18 protein-coding genes are annotated in these 24,333 nt (G+C 34.4%); all 18 read left to right on the top strand.

Going from position 1 to position 24,333, the window contains the following annotated elements; all coding sequences use genetic code 11:
• The first annotated feature begins 101 nt into the window (after positions 1-101).
• The 18 genes from SPJ17_RS05715 to ffh all read left to right on the top strand — a co-directional run bounded on the left by SPJ17_RS05715 (position 102) and on the right by ffh (position 24,314).
• Complete coding sequence (locus SPJ17_RS05715) at positions 102-596, top strand: Lrp/AsnC family transcriptional regulator (RefSeq protein ID WP_321093432.1); 495 nt, start codon at positions 102-104, stop codon at positions 594-596.
• Positions 596-1,756, top strand: coding sequence for an aminotransferase class I/II-fold pyridoxal phosphate-dependent enzyme (locus tag SPJ17_RS05710; RefSeq protein ID WP_321093430.1), 1,161 nt, complete (start codon positions 596-598; stop codon positions 1,754-1,756). The genes SPJ17_RS05715 and SPJ17_RS05710 overlap by 1 nt, the downstream gene beginning before the upstream one ends.
• A gap of 56 nt (positions 1,757-1,812) precedes the next feature.
• Positions 1,813-2,919, top strand: coding sequence for a peptide chain release factor 2 (prfB, locus tag SPJ17_RS05705; protein ID WP_321093429.1), 1,107 nt, complete (start codon positions 1,813-1,815; stop codon positions 2,917-2,919).
• Positions 2,912-3,886, top strand: coding sequence for a YitT family protein (locus SPJ17_RS05700; RefSeq protein WP_321093427.1), 975 nt, complete (start codon positions 2,912-2,914; stop codon positions 3,884-3,886). The genes prfB and SPJ17_RS05700 overlap by 8 nt, the downstream gene beginning before the upstream one ends.
• The gene (locus SPJ17_RS05695) at positions 3,886-4,479 is read left to right on the top strand and encodes a RecX family transcriptional regulator (protein ID WP_321093425.1); all 594 of its coding nucleotides are present in this window, start codon (positions 3,886-3,888) and stop codon (positions 4,477-4,479) included. The genes SPJ17_RS05700 and SPJ17_RS05695 overlap by 1 nt, the downstream gene beginning before the upstream one ends.
• 76 nt (positions 4,480-4,555) lie before the next feature.
• A complete protein-coding gene (glgB, locus tag SPJ17_RS05690; RefSeq protein WP_321093424.1) occupies positions 4,556-6,577 on the top strand; it encodes a 1,4-alpha-glucan branching protein GlgB in 2,022 nt (673 codons plus the stop codon).
• Positions 6,578-6,709: 132 nt separating this feature from the next.
• Positions 6,710-9,202, top strand: a complete 2,493-nt coding sequence (locus tag SPJ17_RS05685; protein WP_321093422.1) for a glycogen/starch/alpha-glucan phosphorylase — start codon at positions 6,710-6,712, stop codon at positions 9,200-9,202.
• A gap of 62 nt (positions 9,203-9,264) precedes the next feature.
• Positions 9,265-10,977 (top strand): hypothetical protein, encoded by a 1,713-nt coding sequence (locus tag SPJ17_RS05680; RefSeq protein WP_321093421.1) that lies wholly within the window; start codon positions 9,265-9,267, stop codon positions 10,975-10,977.
• Between the two features lie 90 nt (positions 10,978-11,067).
• A complete protein-coding gene (locus SPJ17_RS05675) occupies positions 11,068-11,949 on the top strand; it encodes a hypothetical protein (RefSeq protein ID WP_321093420.1) in 882 nt (293 codons plus the stop codon).
• A gap of 10 nt (positions 11,950-11,959) precedes the next feature.
• Entirely contained in the window at positions 11,960-14,329 is a 2,370-nt protein-coding gene (locus SPJ17_RS05670) for a DNA translocase FtsK (RefSeq protein ID WP_321093419.1), read from the top strand.
• On the top strand, positions 14,326-15,180 hold the full coding sequence (gene lepB, locus SPJ17_RS05665; RefSeq protein ID WP_321093417.1) for a signal peptidase I: 855 nt from the start codon (positions 14,326-14,328) through the stop codon (positions 15,178-15,180). The genes SPJ17_RS05670 and lepB overlap by 4 nt, the downstream gene beginning before the upstream one ends.
• Before the next feature lie 17 nt (positions 15,181-15,197).
• On the top strand, positions 15,198-16,055 hold the full coding sequence (ylqF, locus tag SPJ17_RS05660) for a ribosome biogenesis GTPase YlqF (protein WP_321093415.1): 858 nt from the start codon (positions 15,198-15,200) through the stop codon (positions 16,053-16,055).
• Complete coding sequence (locus SPJ17_RS05655) at positions 16,030-16,704, top strand: ribonuclease HII (RefSeq protein WP_321093414.1); 675 nt, start codon at positions 16,030-16,032, stop codon at positions 16,702-16,704. Before ylqF ends, SPJ17_RS05655 begins: the two co-directional genes overlap by 26 nt.
• A 121-nt stretch (positions 16,705-16,825) precedes the next feature.
• On the top strand, positions 16,826-19,279 hold the full coding sequence (gene topA, locus SPJ17_RS05650; RefSeq protein ID WP_321093413.1) for a type I DNA topoisomerase: 2,454 nt from the start codon (positions 16,826-16,828) through the stop codon (positions 19,277-19,279).
• Between the two features lie 60 nt (positions 19,280-19,339).
• On the top strand, positions 19,340-21,544 hold the full coding sequence (locus tag SPJ17_RS05645; protein WP_321093412.1) for a hypothetical protein: 2,205 nt from the start codon (positions 19,340-19,342) through the stop codon (positions 21,542-21,544).
• Between the two features lie 81 nt (positions 21,545-21,625).
• On the top strand, positions 21,626-22,594 hold the full coding sequence (gene ftsY / locus SPJ17_RS05640) for a signal recognition particle-docking protein FtsY (protein ID WP_321093410.1): 969 nt from the start codon (positions 21,626-21,628) through the stop codon (positions 22,592-22,594).
• A gap of 1 nt (position 22,595) precedes the next feature.
• Positions 22,596-22,892 (top strand): YlxM family DNA-binding protein, encoded by a 297-nt coding sequence (locus SPJ17_RS05635; protein WP_321093408.1) that lies wholly within the window; start codon positions 22,596-22,598, stop codon positions 22,890-22,892.
• Positions 22,893-22,895: 3 nt separating this feature from the next.
• Positions 22,896-24,314 carry a signal recognition particle protein gene (gene ffh, locus SPJ17_RS05630; RefSeq protein ID WP_321093407.1) on the top strand — a complete coding sequence of 473 codons (1,419 nt, stop codon included), beginning with the start codon at positions 22,896-22,898 and terminating at the stop codon, positions 24,312-24,314.
• The last annotated feature ends 19 nt before the right edge of the window (positions 24,315-24,333 follow it).

Genomic DNA, 24,333 nt, shown 5'->3' with positions numbered 1-24,333 from the left:
AATTTCTCAAGTAAATCTCCACTTTTGGATAGATGAATATAATTGAAATTATATTCCTTGAGTGCTATAATAAAAGAAATATTTTTGGAGGAATAGACTTTATGAACGATTTAATGAGAGAAAAAATTTTAAGAAATCTTGAAACAAATAGCCGTATTGACCTTCATGATTTAGCTATTATGATGGGAGTTAGTGAGGCTGAGGTCGCGAATGAAGTCGCCCAAATGGAGAAGGAACATATCATTTGTGGATATACAACCCTAATCAATTGGGATAATACCTCTAAGGAGGTTGTAACTGCCCTAATTGAGGTTAAGGTCACTCCTCAAAGAGGAATTGGCTTTGATTCTATCGCACAGAGAATCGCAAAATTCCCAGAGGTTACAAGCGTATATTTAATGAGTGGTGGATTTGACTTCGCTGTATTCATTGAGGGTAAATCCATGAAGGAGGTAGCAAGATTTGTCTTTGACAAGCTTTCTACCTTAGATTACATCCTATCTAGTGCTACTCACTTCGTTTTAAAGAAGTATAAAGATCATGGTGTAGATCTTTTTGAGGAGAAGAAGGATGAGCGTATGCTGGTAGTTGCATAATGCGTGATTTTCTATCGAAAAAGGTCAAAGATTTAAAGCCGAGCGGAATCCGTAAATTCTTCGACATCGCAAAGGAAATCGAAGGCTGTATTTCCTTAGGTGTTGGTGAGCCGGATTTTGATACACCATGGCATATAAGAGAAGAAGGTATATATTCCTTAGAAAGAGGAAAGACACATTATACTTCCAATTCTGGTTTAAAGGAATTAAGAATCGAAATCTCTAATTATTTAAATAGAAAGAATCATTTAGATTATAACTATCTTGATCAAATCTTAGTTACCGTAGGTGGTTCTGAGGCCATTGATTTAGCCCTTCGTGCAATGATTGAGGATGGAGATGAGGTCATTATTACAACCCCATGTTATGTATCCTATTTACCTTGTGCGATTATGGCTGGGGCTAATGTGGTTGAAATTCCTTTAAAAAACGAAAATGAATTCCGCTTAACAAAAGAGGAATTAGAGGCTGCAATAACACCAAAAAGTAAAATTCTTTTAATGAATTTTCCAAATAACCCAACAGGAGCTATTATGGAATATAAGGATTTAGAAGAAATAGCTAAGGTAGTTATTGAGCATGATTTAATTGTAATTTCAGACGAAATCTATTCTGAATTAACCTATTTTGGGCGACATAGATCTATAGCTGAGGTTCCTTTAATGAAGGAAAGAACAATTGTAATCAACGGATTCTCAAAATCCTATGCAATGACAGGCTGGAGATTAGGCTTTGCCTGTGGACCAAAGGAAATTATAAAAGAGATGACAAAGATTCATCAATTCTGTATTATGTGTGCTCCAATAACAAGCCAGCATGCGGCTGTTGAAGCTCTAAAAAATGGGGATAATGACGTCCTTGAAATGAAAGAAGCATACGATGAAAGAAGAAGATATCTTCTTTATCGTTTAAAGGAAATGGGCCTTCCGTGCTTCACACCTAAGGGTGCATTTTACGTCTTCCCTGATATACGTAAATTTGGTATGACAAGCGAAGAATTTAGCTTAAAGCTTTTAAAAGAGAAAAAGGTAGTTGTTGTACCAGGATCCGCATTCGGTGAATCAGGAGAGGGATTCATAAGAATCTCTTATGCTTATTCTATCGAAGATTTAAAGAAGGCCTTGGCCCGAGTAGAGGAATTTATTCAAACATTAAAGTAAGCATTAAGGACTTGAAATGTTAAATTTTAAGTCCTTTTTGTTGGAAAGGATGTATTATGGAAAAATATGAAATTCATAAATTCTTGGAAGAATATAAGCAAAAGCTTATGGATATGCATCAAGCATTACAAATCGATACAAAGGAACCAAGATTAAAAGAGTTAAATGAAGAAATCCAAGCCCCTGAATTTTGGGGTGACCCGAAACATGCCCAAACGGTTATTGGACAAGCAAATGCACTAAAGGATACAATATCGAGCTATAATAGCGCGAAAAGCCAATATAACGATATTAGAGAAATGGTCGATTTAGCCTTAGAGGATACGGATGCAATGGCACTTCTTGAGGAATCCATTGAGGATTTAAAATCCTATATGTCAGAGCTTGAAAAGAAGGCTTTATTTAGTGGTAAATATGATTTCAATAATTGTATTTTAGAGCTACACCCAGGTGCTGGTGGTACAGAATCTATGGACTGGGCAGATATGCTTTATAGAATGTATACAAGATTTTGTGCAAGAAAGGGATTTAAGACCTCTGTCATTGACTTTCAAGCAGGAGATGAGGCTGGGATTAAATCCGTTACCCTATCGATTGAAGGTCCATATGCCTATGGCCTATTAAAGGCTGAGCGTGGAGTACACCGCTTGGTTCGTATTTCTCCATTCGATTCGAATGCGAGAAGACATACCTCCTTCTGTAGCTGTGAAATTGCACCTCAAATTGAGGAGACCTCTGATTTAGTGATTCCTGAGGAGGATTTAAGAGTTGATACCTTCTGTTCCTCAGGTCCTGGTGGACAGGGTGTTAATACAACCTATTCTGCAGTAAGAGTTACGCATAAGCCAACGGGTCTATTTGTTGCATGCCAAAAGGAAAGAAGCCAAATCCGCAATAAGGAAATCGCGATGACCTTATTAAAATCTAAGCTATTAGAGCTTGAAATTAAGAAGCAAGAGGAAGAGCTTGCTAAAGAAAAGGGTGAACAAATGGGTATTAATTTTGGTTCACAGATACGTTCCTATGTATTCTGCCCATATACCCTAGTTAAGGATCACCGTACGGATTATGAAATGGGAAATATTAACGCTGTAATGGATGGAGATATCGAAGGCTTTATGCTTGAATATTTAAAGATGAAGGCTGGTGCGAAAAATGAATAATGAAGAAGTAAAGGAAGCCAAAGAGACAATTTTAGAAATAGAAAAAAAGAATAAGCCTGATTTAAAAAAATGGCTTATTCAATATATATGGGTTACCGTTGGTGTAATCTTTGTAACGCTTGGTTATTATTTTTTCTTTGACCCTGCAAATATTATTGCAGGTGGTGTTACCGGTCTTGCAGTATTCCTAAAGCCTCTATGGAAAAATTCAAGCTGGTTCACATCTTCTATATTCCTATATGGTATAGAAGCGATCTGCTTACTTTTAGGTTTAATATTTATTGGTAAGGATTTCTTTTTAAAGACGATTTATGCATCGTTATTATACCCATCCTTAGTATTTATTCTAGAAAGAATAAGTATTCCAGGAGATGTTCCTCTTCAAATGGTCATCTATAAAAGCATTCAAAATAATACGGAATTAATTTGCTTATTATTTGGTGCATTATTAACGGGTGGTGGAGTTGGTATTGCCCTAAGAAATAATGGTTCTACTGGTGGTATGGATGTCGTTCAAAAAATGATTTCAAAATATGCAAAGATTCCACTATCTCAAACGATGTATTTCACAGACTGGGTAATCGTAATATTTGCGGGATTAAAGTTTAATCCATTCTCCTATTCTATAGAATATGTTGTCTATGGTTCAATAGCTGTACTTGTTGAGGGCTTTATCATCGATTATATTGCCCTATCCATCAAGCCAAGAAGAACGGTATATGTTATATCCGATAATCCAGAAAGCATTAAGGATTTAATCTATTCTGAGCTTGACCGCGGTGTAACCTTCTCCCCAGTTAAGGGAGCTTATACCAATAAGGAAAGAACAATGGTTATTTGTACAATGGATAAGAATGAGGCCTATAGAATTGTAGGTATGATTTCTAAGGTTGATCCTAAGGCATTTACCTTTGTAACCTCCTGTAAAGAGGTAAGAGGAGAATATGGCAAGAGGGGCATATTTTAATGATTGTAGAAAAGGTTTTGAAGACCAAAAAGGGTTTATATCAAATTACAATTGATAATAAAAATTATTTATTTAGTGAAGATACTGTCGTTCAATTTCATTTGATTGAGGGACATAGAACCACGCAAAAGGAAATTGATCTTGCTATAAAGAGTGAAGATGTATCTTCACTTTTTCATAAGGCTGTAGCTTATGCTTTAAAATATGGCGCGGGTGAAAAGAGAGTTAGGGATTATTTAAAAAGAAAAGAGGTTCCTTATCCTACGATGGATTCTATTATAAATAGAATGAAGGAGGATAAGATTTTAAATGATTTAGAATTGATAGATTCTTTAATCGAATCTTATGCCAAAAAGGGAAATGGACGTAATTTAATAAAAGAAAAGCTATACCAAAAGGGCTTTAAAAAGGAAGATATAGAGGCTAGATTATCTTATATGGATATGAATACCTATAAAAATGGACTAATCAAGCTATTTTCTAAGGTGGAGCATAGATATGATAAATATGATTTACCTATTCGAAAAGAAAAACTAAAGGCCTATTTATTATCTAGAGGATACACTTATTCTGAAATTGCTTTCCTGTTCTAATTTAACTTGTTAAATTGGCAATTCTAATATATAATAAAAGTAACTGCGTTACGATATAGAAAGAAGGAGTGATATTATGTCTGTTCGCGAAAAAATTAATGGTGATTTCCTTTATTATTTCGATCAAGGAAAGGTAACCGACGCATACCAGGTGTTTGGAGCACACCTAGTAAAGGATGAGTATGGGAATATGGTCGCATGTGAGTTTACCTTATATGCACCAAATGCTGACCACATTTATATTATTGGTGAGTGGAATTATTACCAAGAGGGTCAAACCGAAATGTTTTGCATCGATAGTAAGGGTATTTGGTATGCAAGAATTGAGGGCAATTACGAGTGGAAGGCATACAAGTATGTCATCTACACAAAGAATGGACAACGTTTAATTAAAGCTGATCCATATGCATTCTATAGTGCATATCGTCCTGCACAGGACTCTAAGGTTTATGATATTGATGGATATTGTTGGAATGACCAGGATTGGATGTTTACCCATGAAAAGACCTATGATAAGCCTTTAGCCATTTATGAAATGCATTTAGGATCTTGGAGAAAGAAGCCAGATGGTTCATTCTATACCACTGCAGAGCTTGCTCCTATGGTCGTTGATTATATAAAGCAATATGGATTTACTCATGTTGAGGTAATGCCTGCATATGAGCATCCACTAGATATGTCCTGGGGATATCAGGGAACTGGTTATTATTCCGTTTCCGCTAGATGGGGCGTTCCTAAGGATTTCATGTATTTTGTTGATTTATGTCACCAAAATGGTATTGGTGTAATTATGGACTGGGTTCCTGGTCATATTTGTCGTGATGCTCATGGCTTATATATGTTTGATGGTACTCCACTTTATGAATATTCAAAGCCTGAGGATAGAGAAAATGTGGAATGGGGAACTGCAAACCTTGACTTAGGTAAGGGAACAACGAGATCCTTCCTATTCTCTAACGCAATGTTCTATATGAATTATTTCCACGTCGATGGTTTCCGTGTCGATGCTGTATCGAATTTAATTTACTGGCTAGGAAACTGCAATCGTGGTGTAAATGAGGGCGCATGTGATTTCTTAAGACAGTGCTCTAGATTAATCTTCGGTAAGGATGATAGAGTATTATTCATGGCTGAGGATTCTAGTGCTTATGGTAATGTTACAAAGCCAGTTGACTTTGGGGGACTTGGATTTAACTATAAGTGGGATATGGGTTGGATGAACGATACACTTAAGTATTTCAAGCTAGACCCAATCTATAGAAAGTATCATCATCATCAATTGACATTCTCTATGATGTATTTCTATAGTGAGCAATTCTGCCTGCCTCTATCTCATGATGAGGTTGTACACTGTAAGGGCTCCTTATTAAATAAGATGCCAGGAGATCGTTGGCAGCAATTTGCAAATTATAGATTATTAATTGGTTATATGTTTACACATCCAGGAAAGAAGTTGCTTTTCATGGGTGATGAATTATCTACCTATGATGAATGGCATTATGAGAGTGAGCTTGCATGGAATATCCGTCAATATCCAGATCATGATGCAGCTGCAAGATTCGTTCGTGATATGACCTTAGTTTATAAATATCATGCACCATTATGGCAGCAAGATTATTCTACAAATGGATTCTACTGGATTCAAGCGGATAATGCAGAACAATCCTTATATGTATTTGCAAGAGTTGCAAATGATCCAAAGGATCAACTAGTTATCGTAATGAACTGTACACCAAATACATATGATAATTATAGAATTGGTGTACCTGAGGCGGATGAATATGAAGAGGTAATCAACTCAGATAAGGATATTTATGGTGGTTCGAATAGAATCAATCCATTCAACTTAAAGGTTGAAAACTATGGTCAGGATAATCAAGCACATAGTGTATTAATGACTATTCCACCTTTAGGTATTTCTATACTTAAGCCTATTTATAAGCCAAAGGCAAAAGAAGAGGTTAAGGTAGAGGCTAAGGTAGAGGTTAAGGAAGAACCTAAAGAAGCTAAAAAGACTACTAAGAAGCCAACTACAAAAAAGGCTTCTGCTACAAAAGCGCCTGCAAAGAAGGCAACAACAAAGAAGAAAACTGCATAATCTATTTAATATAATTAAATAAACTGAAGCAATTACGTTGTTTTCGAAACTTTTTTCTATGAAGTATTGAAAGTTTCGGAATCAATGTGATAAAATGCTTATGGAGTTTTCGAAAATGGAGGGAAACGTATAATGAATAATTATCCTAATTTTAAGGACAAAGAAACATTTAAAAAAGCATTTAAGGCGAATGTAGAAGCTAAATATGCTATCGATTTTGAAAAGTCAACACCATATCAACAGTACGTTGTACTAGGTGAAATGATTAGATATTATATTGCCAAGGATTGGAATAACACAAACCAGGTAACATTTGATACAAAGGCTAAAAAGGTTTATTACTTCTCTATGGAGTTCCTAATTGGCCGTATGATTACAAACAACCTTATGAACGCAGGCGTTTATGATGTTGTAAAGGAAGCTTTCGATGATATGGGTATCGACCTTAATGAGGTTGAGCACCAGGAATCTGATGCGGGCTTAGGTAATGGTGGCTTAGGTCGTCTTGCTGCATGCTTCATGGATTCTGTTGCATCCTTAGGCCTACCTGTACATGGTAACTGTATCCGTTACCGCTATGGCTTCTTCGAGCAAGGTGTAGTTAATGGTTATCAGGTTGAGCACCCTGATCGCTGGTTAAAGGATGTTCACGTTTGGGAAATCCGTAAGGATGATCAGGCTGTTGAAATTCCATTCTATGGATATATTCAAATGTCTACCGTTAATGGTAAGCTTGTAGTAGAGCATAAGGATGCTGAATATGTTAAGGCAGTACCATATGATGTACCTATGATTGGTGCAGGTAACCATATCGTTAATACATTAAGATTATGGAGTGCAGAACCAGCTTCAACATACCCTGAAAATGATGCGTTCCAGTATGCAAGAAATTTAAGAGAAATTTCTTCTATGCTATATCCAAATGATGATACCGATGAGGGTAAGCTACTTCGTTTAAAGCAGCAGTATTTCTTTGTTGCTGCAGGTGTTAATGGAGCACTTCGTCTTCATAAGAAGACCTTTGGTACAGTAAAGAATTTAGCTGACAAGTTAGTATTCCATATCAATGATACACACCCAGCTTTAATCGTTCCTGAATTAATGAGATATTTAGTTGATGAGGAAGGATTAGCTTGGGAGGAAGCATGGAACATTACTAAGAACTGCTGTGCATATACAAACCATACAATTTTAGCAGAAGCACTTGAAAAGTGGCCAGTTCACCTATTCAAGAGATTATTACCAAGAATTTATACGATTACAGAGGAAATCAACCGTCGTATATTGCTTGAGATTGCATCTGTTTATGGTCCAAATTCTAAGCAGGCTTATGACATGGCTATCATCAAGGATGGTAGAGTACATATGGCGAATTTAGCAATCCATGGCTCATTCAGCGTAAATGGTGTTGCTGCACTTCATACAGAAATTTTAAAGAATATCGAAATGAAGGTATTTAATGACTACTATCCTGGAAAGTTCAACAACAAGACAAACGGTATTACTCACCGTCGTTGGGTTGCACAATCCAATCCAGAATTAGTTGAAATTTTAGATAAGTATTGTGGTAAGGATTGGATTAAGGATCCTGAAAAGTATTTCCCTGAGCTATTAAAGATTGCGGATGATCCAAAGGCTCAGAAGGAATTCGCTTTAATGAAGAAGGCTCGTAAGGAAGCTTTAGCTACAAAGATCTTTAATGAGCAGGGTATTTCATTAGATACAAACTCTATCTTTGATGTACAGGTTAAGAGATTACATGAATATAAGCGTCAGCTAATGAACGCATTACATATTATGTATATTTATAACCGCTTAAAGAGCGATGCTGAATTTAAGAAGAATTATCATCCTCATACATTTATCTTCGGTGCAAAGGCAGCATCAGGCTATGTTTTAGCTAAGAAGATTATCAAATTAATTAATACTATCGCTGATAAGGTTAATAATGATTACGAAACAAATTCCCTATTAAAGGTTGTATTCTGCGTTAACTATAATGTAACTTATGCAGAAACGATTATGCCAGCTGCAGATGTATCTGAGCAGATTTCAACAGCTTCTAAGGAAGCATCTGGTACAGGTAATATGAAGTTCATGATGAATGGTGCAATTACTTGTGGTACACTAGATGGTGCTAACGTAGAAATTGGTGAGCTTGTTGGTGATGAAAATATCGTTATCTTCGGTATGACTGCAAAAGAGGTAACTGACCTTTATGATCAGGGTGGATATAATCCTTGGGATTATTATAACAACGACCAAAGAATTCGTCAGGTTATTGATCAATTAACGAATGGATTCTTTGACCGTGTAGATAGAGGCGAATTCCAAATGATTCGTGATACATTACTTGGCAAGGATAACTACTTCGTATTAAAGGATTTCGATTCCTATGTAAAGGCTCAGGAAAAGATTAATGAGCTTTATAAGGACCAGAAGAAGTGGTTACATATGTCTATTGTAAATATTGCAAAATCTGGCTTCTTCACTACGGATCGTACAATGAGACAGTACAATGAGGATATTTGGCACGTTAGCCCAATTGAGACTGTTAAGCCAAAGGCTGAGGCAGCTACTCCAAAGAAGGCTTGTCAAAAGCGTTCTTCAGCTAAGAAGGCTTAGGAATTGTATATTTAAAAATTATAGGGGATGCAAGTCCCCTATTTTTTGAATAAGGAGGGAATATGTTCGAATTTAAAAATAAAACCATCCTAGAAGAAAGTATTAAAAAAGAGAAAAAGAAAACGACTCTCTTTTCTGTTTTGCGTGCTATTTTAGCTGTTTCAACTATTGTATTTATTTTATGCTTATTATCCATAGGGGATTATCTCTTATATGGATTATTATCTGGCGGATTCTTCATTTTATTTATGATAGCGATTATTTTATCGAATCCATTCTATAAAAGGGTAAGAATCCTAGAAAATAAGCGTAAGGTATATGAGCGTCATATGCAAAGAAGAGAAAAGAAATTCTCTCATTTTTCGGATAATGGTGCTGAATTTAAGGATAAGGAAGACTATAAATTGTCCGATTTAGACGTTTTTGGCCCTAAATCCCTATACCAATACCTTAGTGAGGCAAAAACCCCTTTAGGAAGGTCTATGCTTGCCAATCAGCTAAAAAATCCAATCAAGATGGAGGATGGATTTACAAATTTTGTAAATACACTTGCAGATTGTGAGGAATCCCTAGACCTTGAGGCATCCTTAATGGAATTCAAAAAGGGACAAAATGGTATTACAACGAATGAGTTTGAATCCGTAGTTCATGATGAGATATCCTATAAATTTTGGTATATTTTACCAATAGTAAGCTTTCTATTCATGCTTATATATATACCAATTTTCCTTATCTATGGATTTAATCCATATATTCTACTCATCTTTTTAGCATTCAATTTTATTTCATCTAAGATTATAATCAAGGATAAAATCTATAGAGTGGATGCGAATTCCTATTATTATTTAGCGGATTTATATGTCGATTTATCTGAATCCATAAAAAATACAAATATATCTGATCCTTATTACAATAAATTAAAGGAAGAAATTATAAATGAATTGCCCTTAATGAAAAAAATAAGGGGTATATATACCTTACTTCTCATAAGAAGAAATCTATTACTTAATATTATATTAAATATAATATTTTCCTTTGATGCCTTCTTAATTTTATACCTTAAGGCTAAGATATCTAAGGGTATAAAATTAAATAAAGCTATAGAAAATATTGCAATACTTGAAGTCGCATTATCCTTCAAAAATATTGGTATGGATAATTTAGAATATACCATTCCAGAGGATAATGATATTCTACTAGCTCATGATATGAGACATCCTTTTGTTAAGGATTGTATTCCAAATTCTATCGAATTCGATGGTGGTATTGTTTTAACAGGTTCAAATATGAGCGGTAAAACAACATTTATGAGAACCTTAGGTATTTGTATGCTGTTAAAAAATGCATCCTCCATTGTTCCTGCAGTAAGCTTTAAGGCACCAAGCCTTACTATTTATACCTCGCTTAGAGCAAATGATATGCTACAGGAGGGGGTATCTACCTTCTATGCTGAAATCAAAAGAATGAATAAAATTAATCAAGCTATAAAGAAAGAGAAATGCTTGGTTTTAGTGGATGAAATCTTTAAGGGAACCAATGCGCTTGAGCGCACTTTGGCATCAAGAAAGGTTATAGAAAAGCTCAATATGTATCATGCTATATTTATTATATCTACGCATGATTTTGAGCTATGTGAAACGGAAGGTATCACAAATTATCATTTTGAAGAAAGCTATAAGGATGATAAAATTTTCTTTGATTATAAATTAAAGGAAGGCCCAGGCATAAAGGGGAATGCCTTATATCTTCTTAAAATGTCTGGAATACTAGAGTGAAAATGGCTAATTTTAGTCATTTTTTCTTTTTCTTGAGATTTCTTTGAAAAACACGATTTTATATTATATAATAATATAGAGGTGGTGTAGATGGTATTTGCAATTAAATTTTGGATATTCAATTTAGACTTTACCACCATACTATCCTTTATTATTGGAATTGGGATTGGTATGTTATTATTAAGCCTAATCTACGCTTTAGTAGTCCTATTATCTATGAGAGATAAAAAATATAAAGCAAAGCTTCAGGCGAATGATTTATCTGTTCGGGAAGCAGAGGAAATGATTCGAATTGCCAAGGCCTCCTTTAATGATAAAACACTAAGGGGAGATCAAAAGGAGCTTGAGCATTTCAAATATGTATCTATGAATTTAGTTTATGGAATTGCATCTAGATTCTATCCAGATTCTAAGCATCCTTTTTTTGAACTTACGATTGATGAATCCTTAGAGCTTATTACCTATGTTAAGGAAAGATTAGATCAAATATTAAATCATAGAGTATTAAAGCTTATAAGAAAATATAAGGTATCCTCTATTATGTCTTTAACAGAGGCTACGATGCAGGTATTTGATTCTAAGGCCTATGAGGTTGGCAATGCATTTAAAAACACAATGAAGACAGGCTCATATATTTTAAGTATCATTAATCCATTGAATCTATTAAAGAAGAGTACAGTAGATATATCCGTAAAAATTATTATGAAAAAGATATATTTAGCAACTATTGGAATCGTTGGCGAAGAGGCCTATAAGATCTTCTCTAAATCATATCAAAATAATAGGGAGGAAATTGATTCTAATGTACTAGAAGAAATTCTTTCAGATGAAGATATTGAAAATACTTTAGATACCCAAAAAGATGAATTAAAAATGAAGAAAAGAATTATTGTTGCAAGAGATAATTCATATGATTTTGAGTCTTCATTTGATAATAAGAAGCCATTAAAGAAGAAGGTAAAAATATCATAGGAGGGATAAAATGAAAAAGAAAAAGGTAAAGGAGCCCGTATATATTCCACTTTTATATACAGAAGAGCCCTTTGAAATCTATCAATTAACAGAAAAATTTAAATTCAACGCAAGAAAAAATGAATTTCATGGTATTAATGTTGCATCCCCAGCCTATGGATCTCAAGTAGATGATAAGCCTATTTACCCAGATAATGCCGGTAAGGTTGATGTAGACCAAGGCTATGATTATATTAGAAAGCCAGAGGAAAAGCATATTTCTGATGAGGAAATCATCAAAAAATATGGAACGAAATATTATGAATTCCAAATGCTGAACCATGAGCAAGCAAGAGAATATTTAGGTGGAGATGGTCCTGAACTTAAGAAAAAAGAGGAATTACCAAAGGCACCAAAGAAAAAGAAGTCCCTATCCTTATTTGAAGAGGACTTTGAAGAATTTGTTCATGAGGGTGAGGAAAAGCCTATAGAGGATGTGGCTAAGGAAGAGGTAGTAGAGGATACTCCTGATTTCGTACTTGATTTGAATGTAGATGATACTCCATATGAGTATAATACTCCATCTAAGTCCCTTCCTAAGGCAAAGCCTACATCGATTCCATCCTTCCTAACGGAAAAACCAAAGGAGGAGCCTGTTTTAGAGGTAGAGGAAGATCCATTTAAGATGGATAAATCCTTAGAAGAAGACTTTAGCTTTGAGGATATGCCTAGCATGGAATCTCCTGAAATTAAATTCCAGGATAATCCTCCTGTAGATAGAAATATTTCTATTGAAGAGGCTATAAGAAGAGCAAGTCTAGGAGATTTCCCTACAGTTACTCCACTTGAAAAAAAGGAACCTGAAGAGGTGGAAGAGGGCATAAAGACTCAAGATCAACCTCCTAAAAAGGAAGAAAAGCCTATTGTATTTAAGAAGGAAGATAAATATAAGAATTATCATATCGATTATTCATCAATGTTTGAAAGATCCTCTAAGGAGGAATCTTCCCTTCCTAAGTGGCTTGAGGAAAAGAAGGAAATTATCAACCAAACCCTTACCTCCTTCGGTATTGCAGGTGAGGTAATTTCCTATACTAAGGGTCCTGCCTTCACTCTATATGAAATTAGGCTTGAACAAGGTGTTAATGTTAAAAAAGTTAACCAAATTAGGGATAACCTTGCGATGAACCTAGAGGTTCAATCCTTACGTATTCTATGCCCAATTCCAGGAAAGAATACCGTAGGTATTGAAGCCCCAAATGATAAGGCAGAGGTCGTTAAATTTGGTGATATCATCGATGATGCCTTCGTCAATGATAAGAAGCCTATGAATGTAGCCTTAGGTAAGGATATTAATGGTAACTGTGTATATCAGGATATTACCGATATGCCACATGCTTTAATTGCCGGTGCTACAAAATCAGGTAAATCCGTATGTATCAATACTTTACTTATATCTTTATTAATTAAGAATTCACCAGATAAGCTAAAGCTTATTTTAGTTGACCCTAAGATGGTTGAAATGACCTTCTATAGAGATATTCCACATCTGGCTGTACCCGTTATTACCGATTTAACCTTAGCGGGTGAGGCACTGAAGTGGGCTTGTGAGGAGATGGATCGAAGATATGAAATCTTCTCAAAGAATAGGGTTAGAAATCTTGAGGAATATAATAAGAAGAGGATGGAGTATAAAGAATTAGAAAACCTACCATATATTTTAGCTGTAATCGATGAGTTTAACGATTTGGTTATGCAGTGTGGTGCTGAGGTTAACGATTCTATCGTAAGACTTGCTCAAAAGGCAAGAGCCTGCGGTATGCATATCATTTTAGCTACCCAAAGACCAACCGTACAGGTTGTATCTGGTACAATTAAGGCAAACATTCCATGCCGTATTGCCTTCCGTGTGGCATCTCAAATCGATTCGAATACCATTTTGGATGAGGTTGGTGCAGAAAATCTACTTGGTAGAGGAGATATGCTTATTAAAAACCAGGGGGCTCCACTACGTGCACAGGGCGCATACCTACCAGATAATGAAATTATCGCTATTTGTGATTATTTAGTTGAAACTTATGGTCCTGATTATATGTTCAACTTAGATGATTTAAAGAAGAGAATGAATCAGGTAAATGCGCAAGGCTCTTTAGGTGGTAGAGATATTGCTTCAGAATCTGAGGAATTATTATATCAGATTGCACAATTCTGTGTAGATTCTAATGCCTGCTCCATCAATGGTATTCAAAATGCCTTTAATCTAGGCTTTAACCGTGCATCAAGAATTGTTACAATGCTTGAGGATAGAAATATCGTATCTGCTAAGAATGGAACAAAGAGCCGAGAGATTTTAGTAGATAGCTATGAATTAAGAAAGATGTTTGGTATTGATGAGGAATGAAAGAATCTCTAGAAAATAAGTATTTAGATAAAACAATTACGGAAGAAGAACTCGGTAAATATAAAAAAACTCTTTGGATGAAAAAAGGAATCCTTAATGGTATCTATTTATTTATGATGATCTTTTCCTTTATATATATCAAAAGGATTGGAGTATTCTTTAACGCCTTAGGTGGTGGTGGATTTTCCTTCTATCTGGTTGCAATTGTTATCTTCTATATTACCTTAAGTTTAGCCTTTGGCTATTTCCTATTTCAAATAGGTTATATGATTTATTCAGAAATGAAAGGGCTTGACTGGGTAGCCTTAATTACAAAATTAAATATCAAATTAGATATTTATTCCTTTATTTGTAAATGCTTATCTATATTATTATTTATAATGATATATATAACCACTCCATGTACGGTTGTAGGATCCTCTATGGAACCTACATTTAAGGATGGAGACCGATTATTATGTACAGATTTATTTTATACTCCAAAAAGAGACGATATTATCGTCTTTGATGCTAAAAATTATACAGAGCTAGATTCCTTTTTCATCAAAAGAACGATTGCAATTGAAGGCGATATTATAAAACTCTCTGGACCAGATATGAATGAGGTTAGTATCAATAATCAGGTATATAGCGATATTTCAAAGGATGAATTTATAAGAATTCGTAAAAGCGCAGGAATTATGGATGATACTGAAACTTCTTTCCTTATTCCATCTGGAATGCAGCTTGTGATGGGAGATAATAGAGATAATTCCCATGACTCAAGAAAATTTGGTTTAATCAAAAACGAGGATGTCTTTGGTAGAGTTTATATGAGGGTGTTCCCATTTACTGGCATACATTTTTATTAGAATAGGAGGATTCAAATATGAATCCGATTCAATGGTTTCCTGGCCATATGGCCAAGGCAAAAAGAGAAATTAAAGAGAATATTAAGCTTGTCGATTTAGTCATAGAATTAAAGGATGCAAGAATTCCCTTTTCATCAACGAATCCTATGGTGGGTGAAATTGTTGGAAATAAACCTAGATTAATTCTATTAAATAAATCTTCTTTAGCTGACCCTAAAATAACTAAGGAATGGATGGAATACTATAAATCCTTAAATATATTATCCTTGGATATTGATTCTATAAACGGCTATAACATTAAAAATGTTGTACCCTATGCAAGATTAGCCTTGAAGGAAGTATTTGAAAAAAGAGAATCCAAAGGAATTAAAAGCAAGCAGATTAAAGCATTAATCATTGGTATACCTAATGTAGGTAAATCTACCCTGATTAATACACTTGCAAAAAGAAAGGCTGTACAGGTAGGAGATAGGCCCGGTGTAACAAAATCACAAACCTGGATTAAAATCACAGAGGATTTATTCTTGTTAGATACCCCAGGTATCCTATGGCCTAAGTTTGAAGATCAAACGGTAGGCTTAAAGCTTGCGATGTGTGGTTCTATTAAGGATGAAATATTAGATATGGAATATATTACAGATGAGTCTGTAAGATATTTAAGTATACATTATCCAAATTTATTAAAGGAAAGATATAATATAACTGAAATTTCCTCTGATCCTATAGTAATATTAGAGGAGATAGGTAAAAAAAGAGGATGTATGCTAAAGGGTGGCATCATTGATTTAGATAGAGTAAGAACGATTATAATGAATGAGCTTAGAAGTATGAAGATAGGGGCAATGAGTTATGAAAAGCCAGAAGGAAGAAGTTAACCTATATAAATATGAGAATGAATTATATGATGAGGGATATGAAAATATCTGTGGTGTAGATGAGGCAGGTAGAGGACCACTCGCAGGTCCTGTTGTCGTTGCTGCATGTATACTACCTCCCTTTTTAAAGATAGATGGAATTAATGATTCGAAAAAGCTATCTGAAAAGAAAAGAGAGGCATTATATAAAATCATTGTTAAAAACGCTTTAGCCTATAGTGTTGTATTTATATCGGAAAAGGACATAGATGAATTAAATATTTATCAAGCAACCAAAAAGGGAATGCTAAAGGCTATAGAGGATATTAAGGTTAAGCCAGATTATGTATTGATTGATGCAATGCCTTTAGGTGAGCTTGAAATAGAGCATATATCCTTAGTTCACGGAGATGCACTATCCGCAAGTGTAGCTGCTGCATCTATATTAGCTAAGGTATCTAGAGATCATTATATGGAAAAAATGGATTTCAAATACCCAAATTATGGATTTAAGAAGCATAAGGGCTATGGAACTAAGGAACATTTACTTGCCTTAGAAAAATATGGTCCATGTAAAATCCATAGAAAAACATATGCACCAGTATCGAAGTATTTCTCAAAGCAGTTATCCCTAAATTTGGATTTTAACGAAGAAGAAAATGAAAAATAATTTTTGAATGCTCCCTCCTTTAGGAGGGGGCTTGTTTTTTTAAAGAAAGTCTAAAAATCGAGCCTTGACAACTAAAAAATCTTGGTCTATTATAGAGAAGCACTTTATAGGAGGATATAGAATGAACAAAATAATCATCGTCGAATCTCCAAGTAAATCAAAAACAATTTCTGGCTATTTAGGTGGAAAATATACCGTTTTATCCTCAAAAGGACATATTTGTGACCTTGCTACTACAGGCAAGGGTGGATTAGGTATAGATATCGATAATGGCTTCATTCCAGACTATAGAATTATAGATGGAAAGGAATCCTTAGTAAAATCACTACAAAAGGCTTGCAAGGGCAATCAAGTCTATCTTGCAACCGACCCCGACCGTGAGGGAGAGGCTATTGCATATCATCTTGCTAGAGAATTAAATTTAGATTTAAATGATTTAAATCGTATTGAATTCCATGAAATTACAAAGCAAGCAGTAAATGATGCCCTATTACATCCACATACCATCAATATGAAAATGGTGGATAGCCAAGAATCAAGAAGAATGATTGATCGAATCTTAGGCTTTAAGCTATCTAAGCTTCTTCAAAGAAAAATTGGCTCTAAAAGTGCCGGAAGAGTACAAAGTGCAACCTTATTATTAATTGTAAATCTAGAAAAAGAAATTCAAGCCTTCATTCCTGAGGCTTACTATGAAATGGAGGCTATATTTAAAGCCTTCAAGCTTAAGATATCTGAAATTAATGGCGTTAAAATAGATTCTAAAAATAGAATTAAGGATAGAAAGATACTTGAGGATTTAAAATCGAGACTATTATCCTTTACGGTATCTGATATATCGAAAAAGCAAATTAAGAAGCAATCCTATCCTACCTATACGACATCTACGATGCAGCAGGATGCATCGATTCGCTTAGGCTTTAGCCCAACAAAGACGATGAGTATCGCTCAAGCGCTATATGAAGGTAAAAATATTGGTAGTGAGACAGTCGGTTTAATTACCTATATGCGTACAGACTCCACTCGTCTTTCGGATATCTTTGTTAAGAGTGTTGAGGATTATATCCTAAATACCTATGGTACAAGATATTTAGGTAGTGTTAAGACAAAGAATCAAAAGGGTATGCAGGATGCTCATGAGGGTATAAGACCTACATCCATAAGTAGAACACCAGATTCTTTAAAGCCATATTTATCCAATGATGAATATAAGCTTTATAATCTAATTTATAAAAGAACTCTAGCCTCCTTAATGAGTGCTGCAGTATTTAATCAAACAAAGGTAGAATTTACAAATACAGATTCCTTATGGACAACCCAAGGCTCAGAGCTTACCTTTGATGGCTATTTAAAGGTATATGGAAAGGAAGAGGAGGAATCGGATTTCATTCCAAATTTTGCCTTAGGAGATTCCTATAATGCAGATAAGATTAATATCCTAGATAAGGAAACACAGCCTAAGAGTAGATATACAGAGGCATCCTTAATTAAGGATATGGAGGATTTAGGTATAGGTAGACCATCTACTTATGCACAAACCATTGCTACATTAAAGGAAAGAGAATATATCAAGCTTGAAAAGAGAATGATTCATCCAACAGAACAGGGTATATTAACAATAGATAAATTAAATGAATATTTTGATTCTATTATTAATGTAAAATATACAGCAAATATGGAAAGCGACTTAGATAAAATTGCCTCAGGCGATTTAGCTAAGGAGGATGAGCTTACAAGCTTCTACCAGAGCTTTATGCCAATCTATGATAAGGCCTTAAAGAATATGGAAAGCAAATATCCAATTCCTACAGATGAAATTTGCCCAGAATGTGGAAGTCCACTTGTGATTCGCTTAGGTAAATATGGAGAATTTACATCCTGCAGTAATTACCCGAATTGCAATTACATCAAAAAGGAAGTAAATGAAGAGGATAACGATACAGGAATTGTATGTCCTGTTTGCCATAAGGCTCATATTGTAAAGAGAATCTCGAAATCCGGAAAGAATAAGGGTTCTATTTTCTATGCTTGCGATAACTATCCAAAATGTAAAACCATCTTTAATGATATGCCTACTAGTGAGGTATGTGATAACTGTGGAAGCTTAATGCTAAAGGATAAAGATGGCAATTTATATTGCTCCAACCACTGTATGGAAGAACCAAAGGAAGTATTCATTTGTCCAGAATGTGGTAAGGGGCATTTAGTTGCAAGAACTGCCGCAAGAGGTAAAAACAAAGGGAATACCTTCTATGGATGTACAAACTTCCCTAAGTGTAAGGTAATTATTGAGGATACCCCAACCCATGAGGTATGCCCTAAGTGTGGTTCTATGATGCTAAAGGATAAGGATGGCATCTTATATTGCTATAGAAAATGTAGTGAGGCTAAGGCACCTATAGTAGTAGATCAAACTAAGGAGGTACTATGCCCAGAATGTGGTAAGGGACATTTAGTTGCAAGAACTGCAGGAAAGGGTAAAAACAAAGGGAATACCTTCTTTGGCTGCTCAAGATATCCAAGATGTAAAAGAATTGTATCCCTAGAGGAATATAATAATTTACTAAATAAATAAACTCCTATTTGGAGTTTTTTTGATTTATGGTAAAATTGTTATGAAATTGAGGAATTTATTATGGAGCTTGCATTAAAAAGATTCAATGTTAAAGAAAAAATATATAAAATCATACCCTATGTATTGATATTCACAGCATCCATCTTTGGAAATATCATTTTATTTCATGATGGATTCCCCTTTGGTGATGATATTGCCTTCCATTTTTCTAATATTTATGACATGTATTTAGATCTAAAGGAAGGAAGTATTTCCCCTATATCGGATTTGCTTGCATCGGGCTTAGGCTTTGGAAAGAATTTATTTTATTCTCCATTCGTGCATTTAACAACCTGCATGATTGCCATTTTATTTGAACCCTTTGGTATGACTCTACTTAGCGCATTAAAGCTAAATCTATTCTTATCTGTATTCCTATCCGGTATACTTATGTACCGCTTTGGTATGCATATAAGTAAAAATAAAAGAGTTCCATCCTTAATTGCAGCCTTTGTATTTATTCTATATCCCTATCGTTATTTCGATATGATTTGTAGAGTTGCTTTAGCAGAAGCCTATAGCTTCTTATTTATGCCATTATTCTTTATGGGCTTATATGATTTTGTTCATATAGGGGATAGAGGATTTTCAAGATCTATATCCTGCTTAGAAATTATTTTAGGTGGATCCTTATTGTTCCTAACACATAATATTACTGCAGTCTATTCCTATTTCTTTGGTGTTATTTATTTATTCTTTCATATAAAGAAAATCTATTATTCCTTAAAATATGATAAGGTGCTTATTCTTTATGCCCTTGTATCTATGCTTTTATTATTAGGCATTGCATCAAAAACATTATTTAGTGCTTATTCCTTATATTCTACAGGATTTTATAATGTATCGAATGAGACTCGTATGTGGACGAGTGCCTCTTATTTAGCAAATAGAGGAGATTTTGAATGGTATAGTGGCTTATTAAATTTTGAATATTTAAAGAATTTTGGTTGGACTAAGGAAAAAAGTATTATAGATGCATCCTATTTTGTAATCTTTACTATAGGTATGACGGTACTCGATTATTTCTTAGCAAAACTAAATAAATTGAAATATTTCCATTCTATAATAGTATCGATCATTGGAATTGTACCTATGATATTTTTAAGCAGTAGAACAGAAATATTCTTGGGTGTACTTATTTTCCATGTTTCTTATTTGTATTTTGTCTATTCAAAGGAATATAAGAATCTGAATCTAAAGGAAGTATTATATCTATCTATTCTATCTTCTATATTACTTATAATATCCATTATTAGCTATAAGACTCTAATGTATGGAGTTGTTATAGTGTTAGCCTTCATTTATACTATTTTTTATAGCCTTACGAAAGAAAAAAGAAGAACATCAAGATTACAAAAAGAATCCTATATGGATTTATATTATTTAATCTTTGTCCATGCATTAACCTTATTCCTTATTGTAGGTGGTAATATATGGTATATCATTCCATCCACATTAAGAAGCATTCAATTCCCATGGAGATTATTTGGATTCCTATCCTTCTTTTCATCTATACTTGCTGTAGAAATATTAAAGAATTTTAATAAGAAATATTTATCGATCGTAGGCTTAGTAGGGGCATCCTTCTTACTCTTTACAGGAGAGGCAATTCCGGAAAAGGAAATCCTATATAATAGCGAAAAGGATAAAGAGAATTCTTTAAGATGGACATATAAAATTGATGATTCCTATTTTACGGATTGGGCATCCTTTGGTGCATGTAGAGAATATTTCCCTTATATGTATTATTTTAACGATAGCTATAAATCAAGCTATTCGAATTCCTTATATCCTAAAGTAAAAAAATATATTACAAATAAAAGCTTTTACGGTAAGGAATTAAAGGAAGAAGCTATTTTACTAGAGGGAAGTGGTAGTGTTCATACGATTTCCCATAAGGCTCCTATAGTAGAATTAGAATTAAATATAGAAAGTGATTCTATTGTACAAATTCCTTTAATTTATTATCCTGGATATAAGATTGTATTAGAGGATAATTATGGAAATGTGAAAGTTATCGATGCAGAAGAAATCGATGGATTGGTATCCATTCATGTTGAAAGTGGTGAATATAAGCTAAAAACAATATATGAGGGTACTACCATAATGAAGCTTGGAAATATTTACCAAGCAATAGCTATTCCGCTTACCTTTCTAATGTTTTGTGCTGGTATACTTTTAGATAATAAGAAAAGAATTAAAGAAGAAAATGCTTTATATAAGTGAAAATAGGTCCAATGCCTATTTTTCTTCTTTAAATTTATATCTTGATTATGGTATAATGGGAAAGAATATGGAGTTGAAATCATGGGCTTTTTTGATTTATTTAAAAGAAAAGATAAAAAGAAAAAAGAAAAATATAAAATGGGTTTACATAAAACCCGTGAGGGTGCATTATCTACCCTAAAGGATATTTTATCTAAGAGCAATAAAATCGATGAGGATTTATTTGATGAGCTAGAAGAAATATTCATTATGGCAGATATTGGTGTAGATACCGTAATTGATTTTATAGATAAGCTTAAGAGTGAGGTTAAAACGAAGGGCATTACCAATCCTGTTGATCTACAGGAAATGATTATGGATGAAATGTTTGAAATCTATTTGAATGGTGAAATTGTTAATGCGAACCTAAACCTAAAGAAGGAGGGCTTATCTGTCGTATTATTCGTTGGTGTTAATGGCGTAGGTAAAACAACCTCCATTGCAAAAATCGCATACCAATATAAAAAGATGGGCAAGAAGGTTTTACTTGCTGCAGGAGATACCTTTAGAGCAGGTGCCGTTGCACAGCTTGATGTATGGGCAAATCGTGTAGGTGTAGATATTGTTGTGAAGCCGGATGGGTCTGACCCATCTGCAGTTATGTTTGATGCAGTAAAGAAGGCTAAGATGGAAGGATATGACCTACTTTTATGTGATACTGCAGGTAGACTTCAAAATAAGGTAAATCTAATGAATGAGCTTGCGAAAATGAAAAGAGTTATTCAAAAGGAAATACCGGATGCTCCACATGAAACATTATTGGTTATTGATGCAACAACCGGTCAAAATGGTATGTCTCAGGCTAAAGCATTTAAAGAGGCTACGGATGTATCTGGTGTTATTTTAACAAAGCTTGATGGTACATCTAAGGGTGGTATTGTTTTAGCTATTCGTCATGAGCTTGGTATTCCAATTAAATATATTGGACTTGGTGAGGGCGTTGAGGATTTAGAGGTTTTCGATATCGAGCAATACCTATATGGCTTATTTGCAGATTTCTTTGAGGAATAATATGGAAGAGGATAAAAGAGTATATATCATAGATTTATATGATATCTATGGTGGTTTATTAACAGAAAAGCAAAGAGCGTATTTTGAGGATTATTACTTCTTAGATTTATCCTTATCTGAAATGGCAGAAAATTATGGGATATCTAGAAATGGAGTATTTGATCAAATTAAAAGAGCGTCAAATACGCTTATAGATTATGAAAATCATATCCATCTTCTCGAAAAGATGAAAAAGATTGGTTCAATGGATATAGAACCTAAATTAAAGGAAGAAATATTGAACCTTTTAAAGGAGTAGTTTATGGCATTTGATAGCTTAAGCTCCCGTTTACAAATGGGATTAAGAAGGCTTACAGGTAAGGGTAAGCTAGATGAAAAAGATATTGATGATATGCTAAGAGAGGTTAGATTATCTTTACTAGAGGCAGACGTTAACTATAAGGTAGTAAAGAAATTCTTAGCAGAAATAAAGGAAAAGGCTCTAGGTGAGGATATCCTAAAGGGCTTAAATCCAGGACAGCAGGTCGTTAAGGTCGTTCGTGATGAATTAAAGAAGACCTTAGGTGATGAGGCTGTAGATTTAAATATTAAGGAGCATGGCACCACAGTCGTTATGGCTGTTGGTCTACAGGGTGCAGGTAAAACGACTGCTGTAGGTAAGATGGCTCTATTCTATAGAAAAAAACTAAAGAAAAAGCCCATGCTTATTGCAGCCGATATCTATAGACCAGCCGCAGTAGATCAGTTAGTTACCCTAGGTAAATCTATTAATGTACCTGTATTTGAAATGGGTACTAAGGTATCTGCAGAAAAAATTGTTACAGAAGGCTTAAAGAAGGCTCGTGAAGAGGGCTGTGACTTAGTATTTATCGATACTGCAGGTAGACTTCAAATTAATGAGGAATTAATGCAGGAATTAAAAAATGTAAAAGAGATTGCATCTCCAGATGAAATCTTACTTACTGTAGATGCCATGGCAGGTCAGGATGCTGTAAATGTAGCCCTTGCCTTCCATAAGGATTTGGATGTTACAGGTATTATCTTGACAAAGCTTGATGGTGATACAAGAGGTGGTGCTGCCCTATCGATTAAGGAAATGACCGGTATCCCTATTAAGATTATGTCTACAGGTGAAAAGCTTGATGCGATGGAAATCTTCTACCCAGATCGACTTGCTGATCGTATCTTAGGTATGGGTGATGTATTAACCCTAATTGATACCGTTCAGGAAAATATCAATGAAGAAGAAATGCAGCAAATGGCTGAAGATATGATGAAGAACAATTTCAACTATAACGATCTTTTAAAGCAATTTAAAATGATCAAGAGAATGGGTTCTATTTCTAAGCTATTAGGCTTCTTACCGGGGATGGGACAAATGAAGCAGGCAATCTCCCAAGTAGATGATAAGGCCTTCGATAAGATTGAAGCAATTATCTATTCTATGACCGAAAATGAAAGATTACATCCTGAATTAATCGATAAGGATTTCAAGAGAAGAGATCGTATTGCAAAGGGTTCTGGTAGATCGATTCAAGAGGTTAATCGACTAAGAACTATGCTTGACCAAATGAAAAAGACAATGAAGCAGATGAAGAATATGGATGAATCAGATGCGAAAAGAATGTCTTTACAAATGAAAAATGGGAATTATCCTGGCTTTTCCCAGCCAAAGCAAAAGAAGGGTAAAGGAAAAGGCAAGGGCGGCTTCCACTATTAAAAAATAATCCATGAATTTC

The organism is Anaeroplasma sp., assembly GCF_034179385.1.
In the GTDB taxonomy this organism is placed as follows: domain Bacteria; phylum Bacillota_I; class Bacilli_A; order Acholeplasmatales; family Anaeroplasmataceae; genus Anaeroplasma.
This window is presented reverse-complemented; position numbering and strand designations above follow the sequence as displayed.